This is a genomic window from Bacteroides zhangwenhongii (assembly GCF_009193325.2).
In the GTDB taxonomy this organism is placed as follows: domain Bacteria; phylum Bacteroidota; class Bacteroidia; order Bacteroidales; family Bacteroidaceae; genus Bacteroides; species Bacteroides zhangwenhongii.
In genome coordinates this window covers 1-14,704 of the sequence record NZ_CP059857.1, presented here as the reverse complement: position 1 = coordinate 14,704, position 14,704 = coordinate 1, and the positions used below count along the sequence as shown (strand labels likewise).

Annotated in this window: 13 protein-coding genes and 2 pseudogenes; 6 read left to right on the top strand and 9 right to left on the bottom strand. The window is 43.7% G+C overall.

What is annotated here, in order from left to right; all coding sequences use genetic code 11:
• Positions 1-265 precede the first annotated feature (265 nt).
• A complete protein-coding gene (locus GD630_RS20810) occupies positions 266-775 on the top strand; it encodes a hypothetical protein (protein ID WP_007569216.1) in 510 nt (169 codons plus the stop codon).
• A gap of 15 nt (positions 776-790) precedes the next feature.
• On the opposite strand, the gene GD630_RS20805 is transcribed toward GD630_RS20810, so the two are convergent.
• The 5 genes from GD630_RS20805 to GD630_RS20785 form a co-directional block, all read right to left on the bottom strand.
• Entirely contained in the window at positions 791-1,078 is a 288-nt protein-coding gene (locus tag GD630_RS20805; RefSeq protein WP_007569214.1) for a hypothetical protein, read from the bottom strand.
• 110 nt (positions 1,079-1,188) lie between these two features.
• Positions 1,189-2,715 carry a type II toxin-antitoxin system HipA family toxin gene (locus GD630_RS20800; protein WP_005868817.1) on the bottom strand — a complete coding sequence of 509 codons (1,527 nt, stop codon included), beginning with the start codon at positions 2,713-2,715 and terminating at the stop codon, positions 1,189-1,191.
• Positions 2,705-3,025, bottom strand: a complete 321-nt coding sequence (locus GD630_RS20795; protein WP_005868815.1) for a helix-turn-helix domain-containing protein — start codon at positions 3,023-3,025, stop codon at positions 2,705-2,707. The genes GD630_RS20800 and GD630_RS20795 overlap by 11 nt, the downstream gene beginning before the upstream one ends.
• Before the next feature lie 99 nt (positions 3,026-3,124).
• Positions 3,125-4,714, bottom strand: coding sequence for a type II toxin-antitoxin system HipA family toxin (locus GD630_RS20790; protein WP_143868437.1), 1,590 nt, complete (start codon positions 4,712-4,714; stop codon positions 3,125-3,127).
• On the bottom strand, positions 4,707-5,057 hold the full coding sequence (locus GD630_RS20785; protein WP_005868812.1) for a helix-turn-helix transcriptional regulator: 351 nt from the start codon (positions 5,055-5,057) through the stop codon (positions 4,707-4,709). Before GD630_RS20785 ends, GD630_RS20790 begins: the two co-directional genes overlap by 8 nt.
• A gap of 129 nt (positions 5,058-5,186) precedes the next feature.
• Here GD630_RS20785 and GD630_RS21425 point away from each other — a divergent pair.
• Positions 5,187-5,346, top strand: a pseudogene (locus tag GD630_RS21425) (helix-turn-helix domain-containing protein).
• 126 nt (positions 5,347-5,472) lie between these two features.
• On the top strand, positions 5,473-6,753 hold the full coding sequence (locus GD630_RS20780; protein WP_005868811.1) for an ATP-binding protein: 1,281 nt from the start codon (positions 5,473-5,475) through the stop codon (positions 6,751-6,753).
• A 305-nt stretch (positions 6,754-7,058) separates the two neighbouring features.
• Here GD630_RS20780 and GD630_RS20775 read toward each other — a convergent pair.
• A pseudogene (locus GD630_RS20775) lies at positions 7,059-8,033 on the bottom strand (LuxR family transcriptional regulator); the annotation flags it as partial.
• Positions 8,034-8,205: 172 nt separating this feature from the next.
• Complete coding sequence (locus tag GD630_RS20770; RefSeq protein WP_005805709.1) at positions 8,206-9,492, bottom strand: IS1380-like element IS613 family transposase; 1,287 nt, start codon at positions 9,490-9,492, stop codon at positions 8,206-8,208.
• A gap of 538 nt (positions 9,493-10,030) precedes the next feature.
• On the opposite strand from GD630_RS20770, the gene GD630_RS20765 reads away from it, so the two are divergent.
• The 3 genes from GD630_RS20765 to GD630_RS20755 are packed head-to-tail and all read left to right on the top strand — an operon-like array spanning position 10,031 to position 13,353.
• Positions 10,031-11,251: a DUF3575 domain-containing protein gene (locus GD630_RS20765; RefSeq protein WP_032849859.1), complete on the top strand. Its 1,221-nt coding sequence runs from the start codon at positions 10,031-10,033 to the stop codon at positions 11,249-11,251.
• Positions 11,248-12,168, top strand: coding sequence for a DUF5119 domain-containing protein (locus GD630_RS20760; protein WP_143868433.1), 921 nt, complete (start codon positions 11,248-11,250; stop codon positions 12,166-12,168). Before GD630_RS20765 ends, GD630_RS20760 begins: the two co-directional genes overlap by 4 nt.
• Before the next feature lie 45 nt (positions 12,169-12,213).
• Positions 12,214-13,353: a fimbrillin family protein gene (locus GD630_RS20755; RefSeq protein ID WP_143868431.1), complete on the top strand. Its 1,140-nt coding sequence runs from the start codon at positions 12,214-12,216 to the stop codon at positions 13,351-13,353.
• A 187-nt stretch (positions 13,354-13,540) separates the two neighbouring features.
• Here GD630_RS20755 and GD630_RS20750 read toward each other — a convergent pair whose 3' ends face one another.
• Together GD630_RS20750 and GD630_RS20745 are read right to left on the bottom strand one after the other, a co-directional pair.
• Positions 13,541-13,798, bottom strand: coding sequence for a hypothetical protein (locus GD630_RS20750; protein ID WP_005648607.1), 258 nt, complete (start codon positions 13,796-13,798; stop codon positions 13,541-13,543).
• 4 nt (positions 13,799-13,802) lie between these two features.
• Positions 13,803-14,561: a ParA family protein gene (locus tag GD630_RS20745; RefSeq protein WP_007564630.1), complete on the bottom strand. Its 759-nt coding sequence runs from the start codon at positions 14,559-14,561 to the stop codon at positions 13,803-13,805.
• Between the last annotated feature and the right edge of the window lie 143 nt (positions 14,562-14,704).

Below are 14,704 nucleotides of genomic sequence, written 5' to 3'. Positions count from 1 at the left end.
TTCATTGCATATTTTTCCGAAAGTAAAGTAACCGTTGGATTTTTGGCCAGCGGTTCTTTTTTCAAAAAAGAACCAAAAACTTTGAATACAATCTTTTTTCATCTTCTAACTTATGTATTCGGAAAAAATTCCATGGCATTCAGAAAAGGGATGATAGCGGTTTGGGGATTATAGGGTAGATTTGTGGGGTAAGCTTACAGAGACAGTTTTTATAGGCAGGTTCCGAAAAGCCTTTGAGAGAGTAGGAGAACATGAGTTATAATATATGGCTATAAGTATAAATGATAGACAATTGATTACACAATTTATTACTAATACTCAGAATTTGAATGTTAATTTACCTACAAATGGTGGAGGGTGTGCTAATTTAGTTAGAGGAATTATAGAACAGGCAACAGGAAAAAGAATTTCAGTTAATCCTTTTGGAGCTTCTTTAGAAAGTATGATACAAAAAATAAATACCTATCATGATTTAGCTAAATGTAATAATGGAGATATATTATATTTTGTGCATCTTCCTAATGCTGCTGTAAATTTACATCAAACTATTCATTATGCAATTTTTTGTAATGTTAATAATGCTGGTGTACAGAAAAATGTTATTGGGATAAATGGATTAGCAGATCTTTCTTTTTCTCCCACAGCTTATCATGGTGTTGTAGCATCTGTAATATCTCCGGGTAATTTTAATGGAGTAGGGCAGGTGATATATGATACTGTAGCATTCCCTAATATTCTTGGTGAATTGTATGTTATTGATTATGAATTGATATAGGAATAAGTTTCTTCGTTATTTTATGGCGTACAGTAGTATAGAAATAGAAAAAAACTGAAAATTGAATAGTAAATTTGTTTGCTCCATGTTACGTTTATTACCGCTTGTAATCGGGCTTTGCGCAGACTTTATGTCCTGAAGGCTTTTTAGTACCCCTTCCATTTGGAAGATTTTGACAGCAGCGATGAAGGTGGTGGAGGATATATCCGGCTGGAGGCTTTTCAGTGTGTTCTCCGATGGCTGATATCCTCTCATCTTCAGTTCCAGAATGGTATTGAAGTCATCATTTCGCATAGCCTTCATGAAAGCCTCCTCTTGTTCGTTGGCAATGTCCGGATTTGGATCGTATGCAGTTGCTTGCCGAACAAGAACAGACTTTTTATTAATGTAATAGTGTCGCTATTCGTCTGTTTTTATCTTCTAGCTAAAGGCAGTAACAACCGTTCCACAAGTTCTTTCTTGTTCTCAACGGGCATCTTGTTTCTGCCTTTGGCAATGACTTCAGCAGCCAAATCGCTTTTACGCCCGGCAATGTATTTCTGTCGCTTTCCGTTTATGAAGGCCTCGATACGGAAATCATGCCGGGTGTTTTCGATGATGTTGATTTCTGATACCAAAAAGCCATCCTCTGTCTCGTAGGGTTCGACAATGGTGGGCAGGTAGTGTTTCATGGTTTTCCCTATGATCGGAGATACCAAACCGGAAAGATGCTCTTCGATGCGGTCTTTCCAATAGTCATCGATTTGATGATTGGTGGCATAATCGTAAAAATGGCTGATGGCAAGGCTGACTTCTTCGATTATCCTTTTCGCATTCTTTATTCCGTTCTGTTTGGCAAATTGCATCAGGTCATCTTCCGTGATGTCGTTATCTTTTCCTGCAATGCTCATGGAGTGTGCGTTTTCGTATGCCGCACCGTCCAAATTGGTGGTGAATGTCATGTCGTAGGCTGGGGTGATGTGCCATGTGCCGTTTCTTTCCATCAGGAAAGAGAAATTCTTGATGTGGTCATCCACATTGCCGCCCATGATATTGAATACCGTCCTACGGTAGAGTTCGGACTGTTCGCTTGCCGGGATGTTCAGTTTTCGGCAGACTTCAAACAAATCCTCATAGCTCGTTGCATCCGGATTCATGGCAGCAAGTGTCTGTGTATGTATCTTCTCTCCGTTTATCCTATCGTAACGCTCCGTCAGGAAGTGATGTTTTCCCTCAATTTGAATGAGTCGGGAAGGCATCATCGTAATCCCGGCTTCCTTTGCCATCTCATAATATACCATTTCCATTTGCGTGAACGGAAAATCGTCCCCTTCTGCAAACTTCAATATGTAGTAGGTATAGCCCTCCGGTAAAGGGACTTGGCCGGAACGTATATCATGTGTCGTTTCATTGATGGCGATGATGGCTTTCGGGTGCTGCCCTCCGGCTGATGTACCTATCTCATAGATACTTTGCAGTTGCAGTGCTTCGTCATCTTGCACGGATATTTCCTCCCGTTCCTCAAAGATACGGCGTGCCAGTTGGTATAAACTCTCTATCTGGAGAGTGGAAGAGGATTCCAATCCAGGAGTGGCCGGGATGAACTCAAAGGCTCCCATTCCCCGTTTCCCGATGAAAGACAGTTTATCTACCGGTGTGAGTTTGCGCTTGGGGATATGGTTTTGTGCCGCCCATTGGTCGAAGACCATGTTACCCCACCGATCAGGCAATGAATCTGCCAAAAACGGTGGGAGACCTTGATAAGTCTTTTCTTTGTTTCCGAGTATGGGCATACCCTTTGCCGCCGGTCCTTTGACAGAAGCGGTCAGTGGGGCGATTTCCACTCCTTTCTTGATGAAATCCGGATGATAGTTGAAGACGGCTCTTTTGTTTCTTTCGTCCCAATAGAGCTTTCCGACTTCTTCTCCCCATAACATAACACTCACAACATTATTTTCCATGTCTTATCCTTTTCGGCTTTTTATTCATTATTCGTTCCATTGTATAGGCTGAAACAGGTATTTCCGGCATCAGATCATCCATCTGTTCCAGACAGTCCACTACTCGTAACAGGGCAAGAAAGTTGCCCATATTGATGTTATAGGCCTTCCCGTTCTCAAACTGGCGTAAGGTGATAAGGCTGACACCGGCTTTCTCGGCAGCCTCTTTTTGGGTGAGCCTATAGGTTAGCCTGTATTCCTTAAATCGTCTGCCCAGTTCCACTATGATTTCCGGATTGGCCATGGCTTGGGTGATGTGATTCGTTGTCATTTTACAAAGGTAAATATATTAATTGTTAAATCAAAATATTATATATAACAATTAATATATTTACTGTTATATTGAATTGTGCGCGATGTAGTTTGTGTGCTAATCCCCCAATTCCATGCTACGTTTATTGCCGCCTGTAATCGGGCTTTGCGCGGGTTTTATGTCCTGAAGGCTTTTTAGCATCCCTTCCATTTGGAAGATTTTGGCGGCAGCGATGAAGGTGGTGGCGGATACATCCGGCTGGAGGCTTTTCAGTGTGTTCTCCGATGGCTGATATCCTCTCATCTTCAGTTTCAGAATGGTATTGAAGTCATCATTTCGCATAGCCTTCATGAAAGCCTGCTCTTGTTCGTTGGCAATGTCCGGCATATGGATCGTATGCAGTTGCTTGCCGAACAAGAGCAGGTTTTCTCCGATAAAATCGGCGTGTTCCGGCTTGACCCCGCAATCCTTGGCAGTCTCATGCCAATGCGATACGGTTTCCTGTATCTCTTCGATAATCTGTTTGTGTTTCCGGATACCCATGTTCTCACCTACCTTTTGCAGATCTTCCATCGTGAAATTGTCTTGTTTGCCGTTGAGTGACAGCTGGTGGCGGTTCGTCCATTTGCCGCCCGGTGTGTATGAGTAGCAGAGGTCGTATGCTGGGGCCAGTTTCCACTTCCTTTGTCTATCCATCAGGAAAGATAAGTTCTTGCTATGGTCGTCATGGTTCCGGCTCATGACGTTGAACACCATTCTTCGGTATAGTTCCTCCTGCTCTGGATAAGGGAGGTTCATCTGCCGCATGATACGGAATATCTCTTCGTATGAATGGCGTTGGTCACGGTCATAGTGGGCAAGCCCGGCCAATGTCTGTACATGGATTTTCTCTCCGTCTTTCATACGGTCAAAACGGCGTGTCATAAAGTGATATGACTCTTTTTCCTGAAGTAACCGGCATTCCATCATATCGATACCGCAGGCTTTTGCCATCCGGTGATAGGCATATTCGATATTTCCTATTCCTTGTGGATTGTCCGTTATCTGCGTGTGTTCGCTGTATTTGCCGCCATCAAATTTCAACAGCCAATATCCGAATCCTTCAGGAGCTTTTACCTGTCCGGAGCGTACCTCTCCGGTAATATCGTTGTAGGCGATGATGGCCTTGGGCTTGGCACCTCCGGCAGATGTTCCCACTTTCAGTATATCCAGAATGTTTCTTCCTTCCTGGCGCAGTTGGACCTGAAAAGCCATTCTGTCCGTGAATACGGATTTGGCAAGCTCCGTCAGTTCCTCGATATGGAGCACTGATGATTCGTTCATGCCGTTGATTGGCGAGGACGGCTCAAACTCCAGTGCGCCCATGCCACGTTTGCCTACATAGCAAAGCCTGTCTAAAGGGGTAATCTCTTCTCCGGACAATCCCTTGCTGGCAAACCATTCATTGATGATCTGGTTTCCGAAAGTGTCCGGCAGTGAATCGGCAAACAGGCCGGGCAACCCCTTGAAACAGTCGGTACGGTTTTCAAGGAACCGGTAGGGGGTGTTCCTGTACTGGCTGATGGGCATGATGATGGGAGAAATGTCAAGACCGGAGCGGATGAACTTCCGTTCATAGTCGAACAAGGCGGCATTGCTTTCCTTTTCCCAATAGAGAGAGCCTACGCTTTCTCCCCATAGCTTTACATCTACTATCAAATCATTCATGGTTATCTTGTTTTAAATGGCGTACACGGTAGCGTTTCTTTCCTTGCAGTTTTTTGAGCTCTATCGGGCTGACCCGGATTTCCGGTACCAGTTGCTCCAGGTTCTCCAGCAGGCCGAGCGAGCGGAGTACGCTGATGAACAACAGCAGCGATACCGATTTGCCCTTCTCGATGTTCGCAACGGTCAAGGGGCTTACACCGGAAGCCGTTGCCAGTTCTTCCTGCGTGATATGCTGCCTGATACGTGTCTCTTTGATGCGCTGGCCGATTCTCATCAGCACAGCTGGATTGCTCATTTCATTCCACATGGTTGTTCCTTTTTTGCAAATATACAAATAATCCATGTAAATATATAGATTAACTTGAATATATGATGTTAATCTATATGAATACAATGATTATAGTTGCTTTATCGGCTGTTTTTTTCTTTGAACTAGGATGAAAACTGACTAAAATCACAATGTGTTGTGAATATGAAAGAGCTAGGAAAGATGATTAAAGAGTGCAGGAAGAGTTTGAAGGTCAATCAGCTGGAACTTCTCCGAACTGGCGGGCGTGGGCATCAATACGCTGGTGGCCATCGAGCGTGGAGAAGGCAATCCTAAATTGGCTACTGCTTTCCATTGGAGTTGATTAAAGTGCGGAAAAATGTATAAGATTGCTTCTATTATCTGTTTATTTTCTTATATTTGTGCTTTAAATAAGTGCGGATAAATGTATTATACGCTGTTTTTACATGTATAAAAATGCTGTTTGTAGATGAAAAGATTTGTTTTGCAACAACTTATAGAATGGAAAAACCGTGAGGATAGAAAACCTCTGATTTTAAATGGTGCCCGACAAGTTGGGAAAACATGGCTGCTCCATGAGTTTGCCAAACTTGAATACAAAAAAGAGGCTTATGTGGTATGCCGTAAGAATAACCTTGCACGCCAGCTTTTTTCTCAGGATTTCAATGTTGACAGAATTTTACGGGGGCTGCGTGCGATGACTTCCGTTGACATTACTCCGGGTGATACGCTTATTATCCTTGATGAGATACAAGATATCCCGGAAGCACTGGAATCTTTGAAGTATTTTAAAGAGGAGGTTCCGGAGTATCATATAGCTGTGGCAGGTTCACTTTTGGGGATATCCCTTCATCAGGATGTGTCTTATCCCGTAGGGAAGGTAAATGTCATCAATATATTTCCTATGAACTTTGAAGAGTTTCTTGTCGCCAAGGGAGAAGAAGAAGCTTGTAAATTGCTTATGAGTGGGGATTTTGAAACGATAAGCCTCCTGCATGACAAATATACGGATCTCCTTCGGCAATATTATTATGTAGGTGGTATGCCGGAAGTTGTACTCAAATATGTAGAAACGGATTCCTTGCTGGAAGTCAGAAGAATACAGTCGGAGATTTTGCAAGGCTATGATCTTGACTTCTCAAAACATGCGCCCAAAGAACAGGTTCCGCGTGTCCGAATGGTATGGAACAGCATTCCTTCCCAATTATTTAAAGAAAACAAGAAATTCATTTACGGAGCTTTGCGAAAAGGTGCCAGAGCCAATGATTTTGAGATGGCCATTCAATGGCTTGTAAATGCCGGGTTGTTGTATAAAGTGCCTCGATGTACCAAACCGGAGCTTCCGCTTGATATTTATGAAGACCTGTCGGCTTTCAAACTCTATATGGTTGATTTGGGGCTTATGGGTGCTATGGTCAAGACAGATCCGGCCCAAGTCTTGATTAAAAACGACATATTTAAGGAATACAAGGGAGGAATGACTGAACAGTATGTATTGCAGCAGATGAAAAGTAAGGGCGTGTCACCGATTTATTACCATAACACAGACAATTCGCGTCTTGAGTTGGATTTTGTTATTCAACGTAATGCCCAAATGGTGCCGATAGAAGTGAAGGCCGAAGGGAATGTCCGGGCCAATTCGTTGACAGCATTACTGGGAAAAAGACCGGAATTGCATGCGGAGAGATTTTCTATGTTGCCTTATAAAGTACAGGGTAATCTTACAAATTTTCCGCTATATGCAATATAGGTGTATCCTTTTCCCATGCCGGTCATACCGTTAGAACTGATTGATAAGTATGATGCGTATGTTGGCCGGTATGTCTATCTTTGTGGCAATGAAAACAGAGAGAGGATTGATTTACGCCTTGTTTTCCGGGACGGAAAGGAGATTGGCACGGATGATCTGAATCTGTATTATAATTGACGTGACGGCTTGGATGTCCCCCGGATGAATGTTCGGGGGATTCTTTTTCTTTTGGGCGTTCCCGTGGGACGGTCGGGCTTTACGTTTCAAGTCCTCGCCTAAAGGCTGTGGGCTTTACTCTGCAATCCCTAACGCATGGCTGAAAACTCCTCTTGCCGGTGGTGTTCTTCTTCATACAGCCTCATGCGTTCTTGTAATGCTTCTTTTAAATTGTCGCTTTTTTTCAGTCCGAGTTTGGCACGTATGTTCGCTCGTTGGCTGGTTATGTTTCCGCTACTCCGATGTAATAATTCGCATATTTGGCTGACGGTCTTGTCTTGCAGTATTAAACGGCAGATGTTTAATTCGGACGGGGATAAATTGGGATATATTCTCCTGATTGTATCAAGTTTACTTTTTTCCTTTTTCTGGTATGCGGCAAGGGCTGTAAAAAGATTTTCTTTGGATTGTTCCCCTATTATGTTTAACAGGGAGCTTGTCTTTTCTTCCGGGTTATTCTCGCTTAACAACTCGGCGAACGCGAATAGTTCTTCCTTTTTCATTTGGAGACGTTTCAAAAGCATTTCCTCTTCCTCTTTTAGCAAGTTGCTACTTTTTAGCAAGCTGCTGATATTACTGCGTAAGGATCTTCCTAATAAGGGGATCATGGTGTATATGATGATGATCAAAGGCAGATAACTGTATAGGAACGGTTCGTCGGTGATAAGTGTGCAGATTGTATAGGAAGCTATGGTAAGGGAGGACAATAGGATGGAGATATTACTCATATAGGCACAGATGGAAAGCATGGTAAATAAGAGAGAGATAGTAATGTTACTCATTATCAATGCTCTTTGATAACTATATTCATGTCCGCTACATATTGAGCAATAAATTATTTCGATAAAAATCTCGATATGTATGGCTATCAGTATAATGGAAAAGGTCGTGGTCAGATTTACTCTCTTTTTAAAATAAGCGAGAGTGCACATAATGATAAACAGGAATAATACGCTGTTAATATAATAAAACTGTTCATTGGGAAATGGAACTGAATATATGTATATGGGTGCGCATAAGACCAGCATGAGCAGGGATAGATGAAAGACTCGTTTTTGTTGATACCCTCAAATCCGCAACTAAGCTCTTCAGCGTCCTTCTTGCGTCTAAACGTCCTCTCATCACTGAATTAGCAGATAAATTGAGGCTGAAATACCCACTTCTGCCCACAATATCCCCTTGCCCCACTATGCGACTTGAGGCAATACGCAGTATCATACCCATAAGTTGTAGGCGTTATCCAAAATCAGTCTGAAAAATATCTGCGTAAGCATTATTACAGGTATAGATATTCAGCACATACCGCCTTGATGTTCTGATCCACTTGGCTGGTACAGAGACAAACCTGAAGACAAACGCTTTTATGCGACTTGTTGCATTGAGTCCGAACCTCTTTACGTCAAGTCTGTGGATAATGGCCTTGTAGAAATTACGGATAAGTGCCGTAAGAAGAAGGAACACAGTGTTCTCTGCCATGAAGGATTTGGGCAATCTGTCCCACCCGAAACCATTGTTCATATCATCGAAGATACGTTCCTTTCCTCCACGAAGGTTATAGAACTCGACAATTTCTCTTGTGGAAGATTCATAGTCGTTAGTCAGGATACAACGGTATGTGTATTCTCCTTCCCAAAGATCCAGCACACCGTCCATCCGTTTCTGTCTTTGAATCACAAGTCGGTATGCTTTACCCTTCCACTTCTCAACAAGAATAGAGTTCAATTCGAACTCAATGCCATTGATTTCCTCAGTCTTCCAGCCTCTAAGAGCAAAGATGTCATTGTAGAGCGAACTGCAGCGGTTTGCGCGGATATAGAAGGATTTGCTGTGTTTCTCTATTTCCTCCACGATTTCCTCGGAACATGATCCACAATCAGCTCTGAAACGATTGATTGTAAGTCCGTTCTGCTCAAATCTCTCAAAGAATCTCTTCAGCGTGTCCTTCTGATGAAAACGAACGTTGGTGTTACCATCGCTATTCTCAATGCCAACAATCAAGTCGTCAATAACCGCCACGCCAGGGCGATAACCAAGGAACTTCTTGTATGTAGGCTTTGCATCATACTTCTCAGTCTCTATGAACTGATGGTCGAAATCAACATCATACATCTCGCCCTCTTTCAGTTGGCCGGATGCAAACATACAATTGAGCAGTAAGGTATTGAGTGTGTCAGCCGTGTTGAAATCGTAGTTCTTACCCGTATCTGATGTGTATGAGATGTTTCCTTGCGTCAGTTCCTTTATCGCTCTGAGGATAGTATCAGAACTACAAGTACGAAGTGTCGGATGGAGCGAGAGATGGTTCATCAAATGAGTAGTGACATCCTCAATGCATGAGCCACCACAGAAGTAGATACTCATGAGGGAACGGACGATTTCACTGTACTGATAACCGAACGAGCTACACCTTAGACCGAGTGTCGAGTCGATTACAGATGACAATGTGGAGTCAAATTGCTCCATGATTGAAAATATTCCTCCAAAAGGAGTGAGCTTCTCGGATTTTATTTGTATTTTTGCCATGCCTGATGAGGTTTTGTTTGATTATTTTTTTGCAACACTAAGTTAAGTGAATCCTCTGACATGGCAAAATCCTGAGCAACTTTTTGTTGCTCAGGTACTTAAAAAAAATATTTTATAATAGTGTTGCGGAATTAAGGGATACGTTATTATCATTTCTCTTTCTTTTTTGTCGTAAGTTTGAGTTTTTATTGAACTTAGAAAAGTAGCGGCTTTTGTGCTGAATTTCATGTGTTTTATTGTTTTAAGTGTTATTAAGTATAATGTTTCCTGCAAAAATAACTGTTTTTTTTTTTTGTATGTTTAAGTACTTTTCTTTATGATGTTAAGTGTTTTTAATTGTTGTGTAAGCGTGATTGGCTGCTGTGGTAAGTGTTGTAGCTGTTGTGTGGTTGTCTTTTTAAGTATTTATAAGTTTAAAATACTTGTTTTTTGCTTTGGAGGTTGGTTTATAAGTGCATATCTTTAGCGGTTGAAATTCAGGGGGTGTAAAAGCCTGGGTTTGGATTGTCATATTAACAAATGATTAAATGACGAAAAGATGTTTTTTTATATTAAATGTGTATTGTTCGTGCTCGTGTTGAGTATAAGCGGAGAAATATCCGCTCAGGAGAAGCGTGATTCGGTAAGGATCTATTTTCATCAAGGAAAGGTAAATATAGATACATGTTTACTTGACAATGGGAACGAGATGGAGCGGTTTGCTAAAATCTGTTCCGCATTGAACGACTCCGTCCGTCTTATCAGGAAAATTCAAATAATAGGAGGAGCTTCCCCGGAAGGAGGGGGGCTGTTGAATGGAAGGCTGTCTGAAAAACGAGCAGAGGTTTTGTGGCGGTATATATCACCTTATATAAAGATTCCGGTATTGGAGAGGGATTTTCATTTTTCGGGAAGCGACTGGAACGGACTTATAACGATGGTGAGAGCGGATGTGAATGTTCCGGAGAGGGAGGATGTCCTTCGTTTGTTGGAGAAGATCGTACGTTTGGAAAACCAGGACAGCCCTTATTGGGGGGGAGAACTGAAAAGACTGAAAGGGGGGAGGCCATACTCATATTTGTATAAATTCCATTTTCCGAAACTTCGTTCGTCGATGGTGAAAATATGCTATGATAGTGATCCGATAAATCCCGTCAGAGATACGGTATATATACATACACGTGATACGTTGTGCATCCGTGATACCGTTACCGTCATAGCTCCGGTAAAGAAACGGCCGTTTTGCATGGCGGTGAAAACAAACTTGCTTTATGACGCTGTTTTGATACCTGACATCGGGGTTGAGTTCTGTTTGGGGAAGAACTGGTCTGTGGCCGGGAATTGGATGTATGCCTGGTGGAAAAGTGATCGGAAGCATAATTATTGGCGTATCTATGGGGGAGATGTGGAGTTGCGCCGCTGGTTCGGTCGGAGAGCGGTGGAAAAACCGTTTTCCGGGCATCATGTCGGATTGTACGGGCAGATCGTCACCTATGATTTCGAATTGGGTGGGAAAGGTTACTTGGGGGATAAATGGAGTTACGGGGGAGGCGTGGCTTACGGCTACTCGTTACCTGTGGGACATCGGTTCAATGTGGATTTCACGTTGGGAATCGGCTACCTTGGAGGATTGTACAAGGAGTACATCCCTTTGGACGGTCACTATGTATGGCAGACCACTAAAAAACGCTGCTGGTTCGGCCCGACCAAGGCGGGTATCTCTTTGGTGTGGTTGATCGGGCGGGGGAATTATAGCCGGAAGAAAGGAGGCAGGCAGTGATACGGATACGCTTTAGTCTGGTGTTCATATTTTTATGGATAGGACTGACGGCTTGTGAGCATAAGGATTTATGTTACGATCATCCGCACTTTGCCACGGTGCGGGTAGTATTCGACTGGACCAAGATTTCCAATCATGACAAGCCTGAAGGCATGAGGGTCGTATTTTATCCGACCGACGATGAAAGCAACACGTGGATATTTGATTTCCCCGGAGGAGAGGATGGGGAAGTGGAGCTTCCCGAGAATGATTACCGGGTAATTTGCTTCAACTACGATACCGACGGGATGGTTTGGAAAGAAAACGGCAGTTACACGCTTTTTACTGCCGATACGCGTGATGTGCAGTCGCCGGATAACCGGACAATGGCTGTCACCCCACCTTGGCTGTGTGGCGACCATATAGACGAAGTTATCCTCAAGGACATTCCGGGAGGAAGCGCGGAGATAGTACGGCTGACTCCCGTAAACATGGTATGTCACTACACGTATGAGGTGAACGGTCTTCGGGGACTGGATAGGGTGGCGGATTTGCGGGCCGCTCTTTCCGGCATGTCCGGCTCGCTTAACATGTCCGCCGACAGTTTGCCCGCCGGTCTTTCGGAGAGCCTGCTCTTTGATGGAATGGTTTCACGGAATCAGATTATAGGCGGATTCTATACGTTTGGACATTCCGCACTTGAAGGAGAGCCCAATGTTTTCCGGTTGTATCTCAAGAACCGTTCAGGCAGCATGTCTGTATTGGAACAGGACGTGAGCGGCCAAGTGCATGATGTCCCGGTAGTGGGGCATGTCGGTGATGTGCATCTGGTGTTGAATTTTGATTATGAGGTTCCATCCGAGCCGGGAAGTGACGGTGCGGGATTTGATGTGGACGTTGATGATTGGGATGATGTGAATATGGATATAGTGTTGTAATATGAGTTTATTAATTATATGTATCAATTTGATTTATTTTTATTTATGAAAAAAAGTACAGTAATGCTTTGGGCAATCTTTGGAGCTCTACTCATGGGTTGCTCAGACGAGGAGATTGCGAATGTGGAAACCTCCTCACGGAATGCGATTGGTTTTAACGTGTTAAGTAATGCGGCGGAAACGAGGGCTACCCCTACTACCCCCGACAACTTGAAGAACACCGATTTCGACGTGTTCGCTTTTACGGCGGATGGTACTGTCTTCATGGGAACGGACCACATGGTATTTGGACATGACGGAGTGAACATCGTGTACAAAGATAATAAGTGGGATTATAAAAAAGCGAGCGACCTTCGTTATTGGCCTACCGAGGCTTTGGACTTTTACGCGTTCAATCCCGGAACGGTTAGTGACGATATGATGGGGTTTTATAGTTGGGAAGTCACCAAGGATGTCCAAAAGATAAGGTATAGCTGCATCGATGAGTATGGAGCCAACAATGGTCATGAAAACTACGACGTGATGTATGCCATAGCCAAAGACCGGACAAAAGACATGAACAACGGAGTAGTGAAATTTAACTTCAAGCATATTCTGTCACAGGTCGTATTCAAAGCAAAGACCGAATACGATAACATGCAGGTGGACATCAACATGATCAAGATTTATAATGTCAAAATGGGCGGCGTCTTCACATTGCCTGCGGCAGCCGATGTAACGGGGAATTGGAGTGATCTTGATGGTTTACCAAGTGAAGCATCAGGTCTGGGCACATTTACCGTAGTGAAAGACAAATCCATCACGGTCGAAGGTAATGACCCAGTTACCGATATTACCACAACTACTCCTATGCTGAATATACCACAGACGCTGACTGCTTGGAACGTTTCCGGAACAGACACCAAAACCAAGCATGATGCCGATAATGCGAAGCAATGTTATCTGGAGATCTCCTGCAAAATCCGGCAGAACGGAGTTTATCTGTTGGGTTCAGCAAGCGAATACAAAACAATTTATGTTCCGTTCGGAGATACATGGGTAGCGGGCAAGCGTCATATCTACACGTTGATTTTCGGTGGTGGTTATAATGATCAGGGAGAGGCTGTGTTGAATCCGATCCAGTTTGATGCAGAGACAACAGACTGGGGTAATGCAGATAAAGCAGATAAAGACGTAAAAGTCTAACCTTAATCCAAACGTTTATTAATATCGTACCCGTTGGCAGGTTAAACATACGCAAGATTAATCCTGCCAACGGGTTTTTTATTGCTTTTATCATCTGTAATTTATGTGTAGGGTTGCTTTTCTGCGTACCTTTTTCCTGGAGAATTTCTTTTGTGGAGTGTTTGCCCTGTATATTCCCGATACGCTGTTATAGCAGGGAACTGTTTTTATCCAAGTAGTCAGATATAGCCTCTTGCAATACCGATTTTAGCGAATCGCCTTTGCGGATCGCGATCAGCTTTAAGTTCTGGTGATAGGTTTCGTCCATGACAAAATTACAATGCACGGTTTTCGCTTTCTTCGGCTTTTGAGCCTCTTTTTGCCCGGCCGTGGATTGGATCAGGCTGTCTAATCCCCCGGTCAGCCCGGCCGACATACTGTTTTTTAAATCGTTCTTCTTTGCCATATGGTTACTTTATTTCTGTTAGCAGTTCGTTACATACCTTTTCGTAGTCCTCTGCCCCGGCAGATTTTGGGGCATAGTGAAAAATATCCTGCCCTTGTGTCGGGGCTTCGGCCAGCGCAATGGAGTTGCGTATATGGGTGCTGAACACTTTGCCCTGGAATGTTTCCTGTACCAGTTCCGAAACGCTCTTGTTCAGGTTCTTTCTTCCGTCGTACTGGGTTATCAGAACCCCGGCTATCGAAAGATCCGAGTTCAAACGTTGCTGCACCTTGTGGACGACCTGCATAAGTTTGGCCATTCCACGCATTGCCAGGAATTGAGCCTGAACCGGGATAATCAGCCGATCCGAGGCCGTCAGTGCGTTAAGCGTGAGCAGCGACAGCGAGGGGGGACAGTCGATCAGGATATAATCGAATTTCTCCTTTTGGCCCTTGATAAGGTGGGCTAAGATAAGTTCCCGCCCGGCCTCGTTGATTAACTCCGTTTCAACGGCCGAGAGATCCAGGCAGGAGGGAACGACGCTAAGGCCGTCCTTATGCTCGTAGATCGGCAGGTCGTATTCGCCTTTCATCGCACCGTAGATCGTTTGGGGAAGCTCCGCAGAGAAGCCCAGCGATTCAGTCAGGTTGGCTTGTCCGTCAAGGTCGATCAAAAGAACCTTGTACCCTTTTTGACGTAACGCGCCGCCCAGGTTGATCGTGGTTGTAGTCTTTCCTACTCCCCCTTTGTGATTCAATACGGAGATTACTTTTGCTTTGCTCATAAATTCAGTTTTTTAAATGGTTGTCATGTCCGCAAATATAGTCAAAAACTAATATACTAAAATACTAAAAGTAGTATTTTCGTTTTTTGCGTGTTTTTTGTGCCGATCGGGGAAGCGTACCGAAATAAATCCGGTTTCCACCT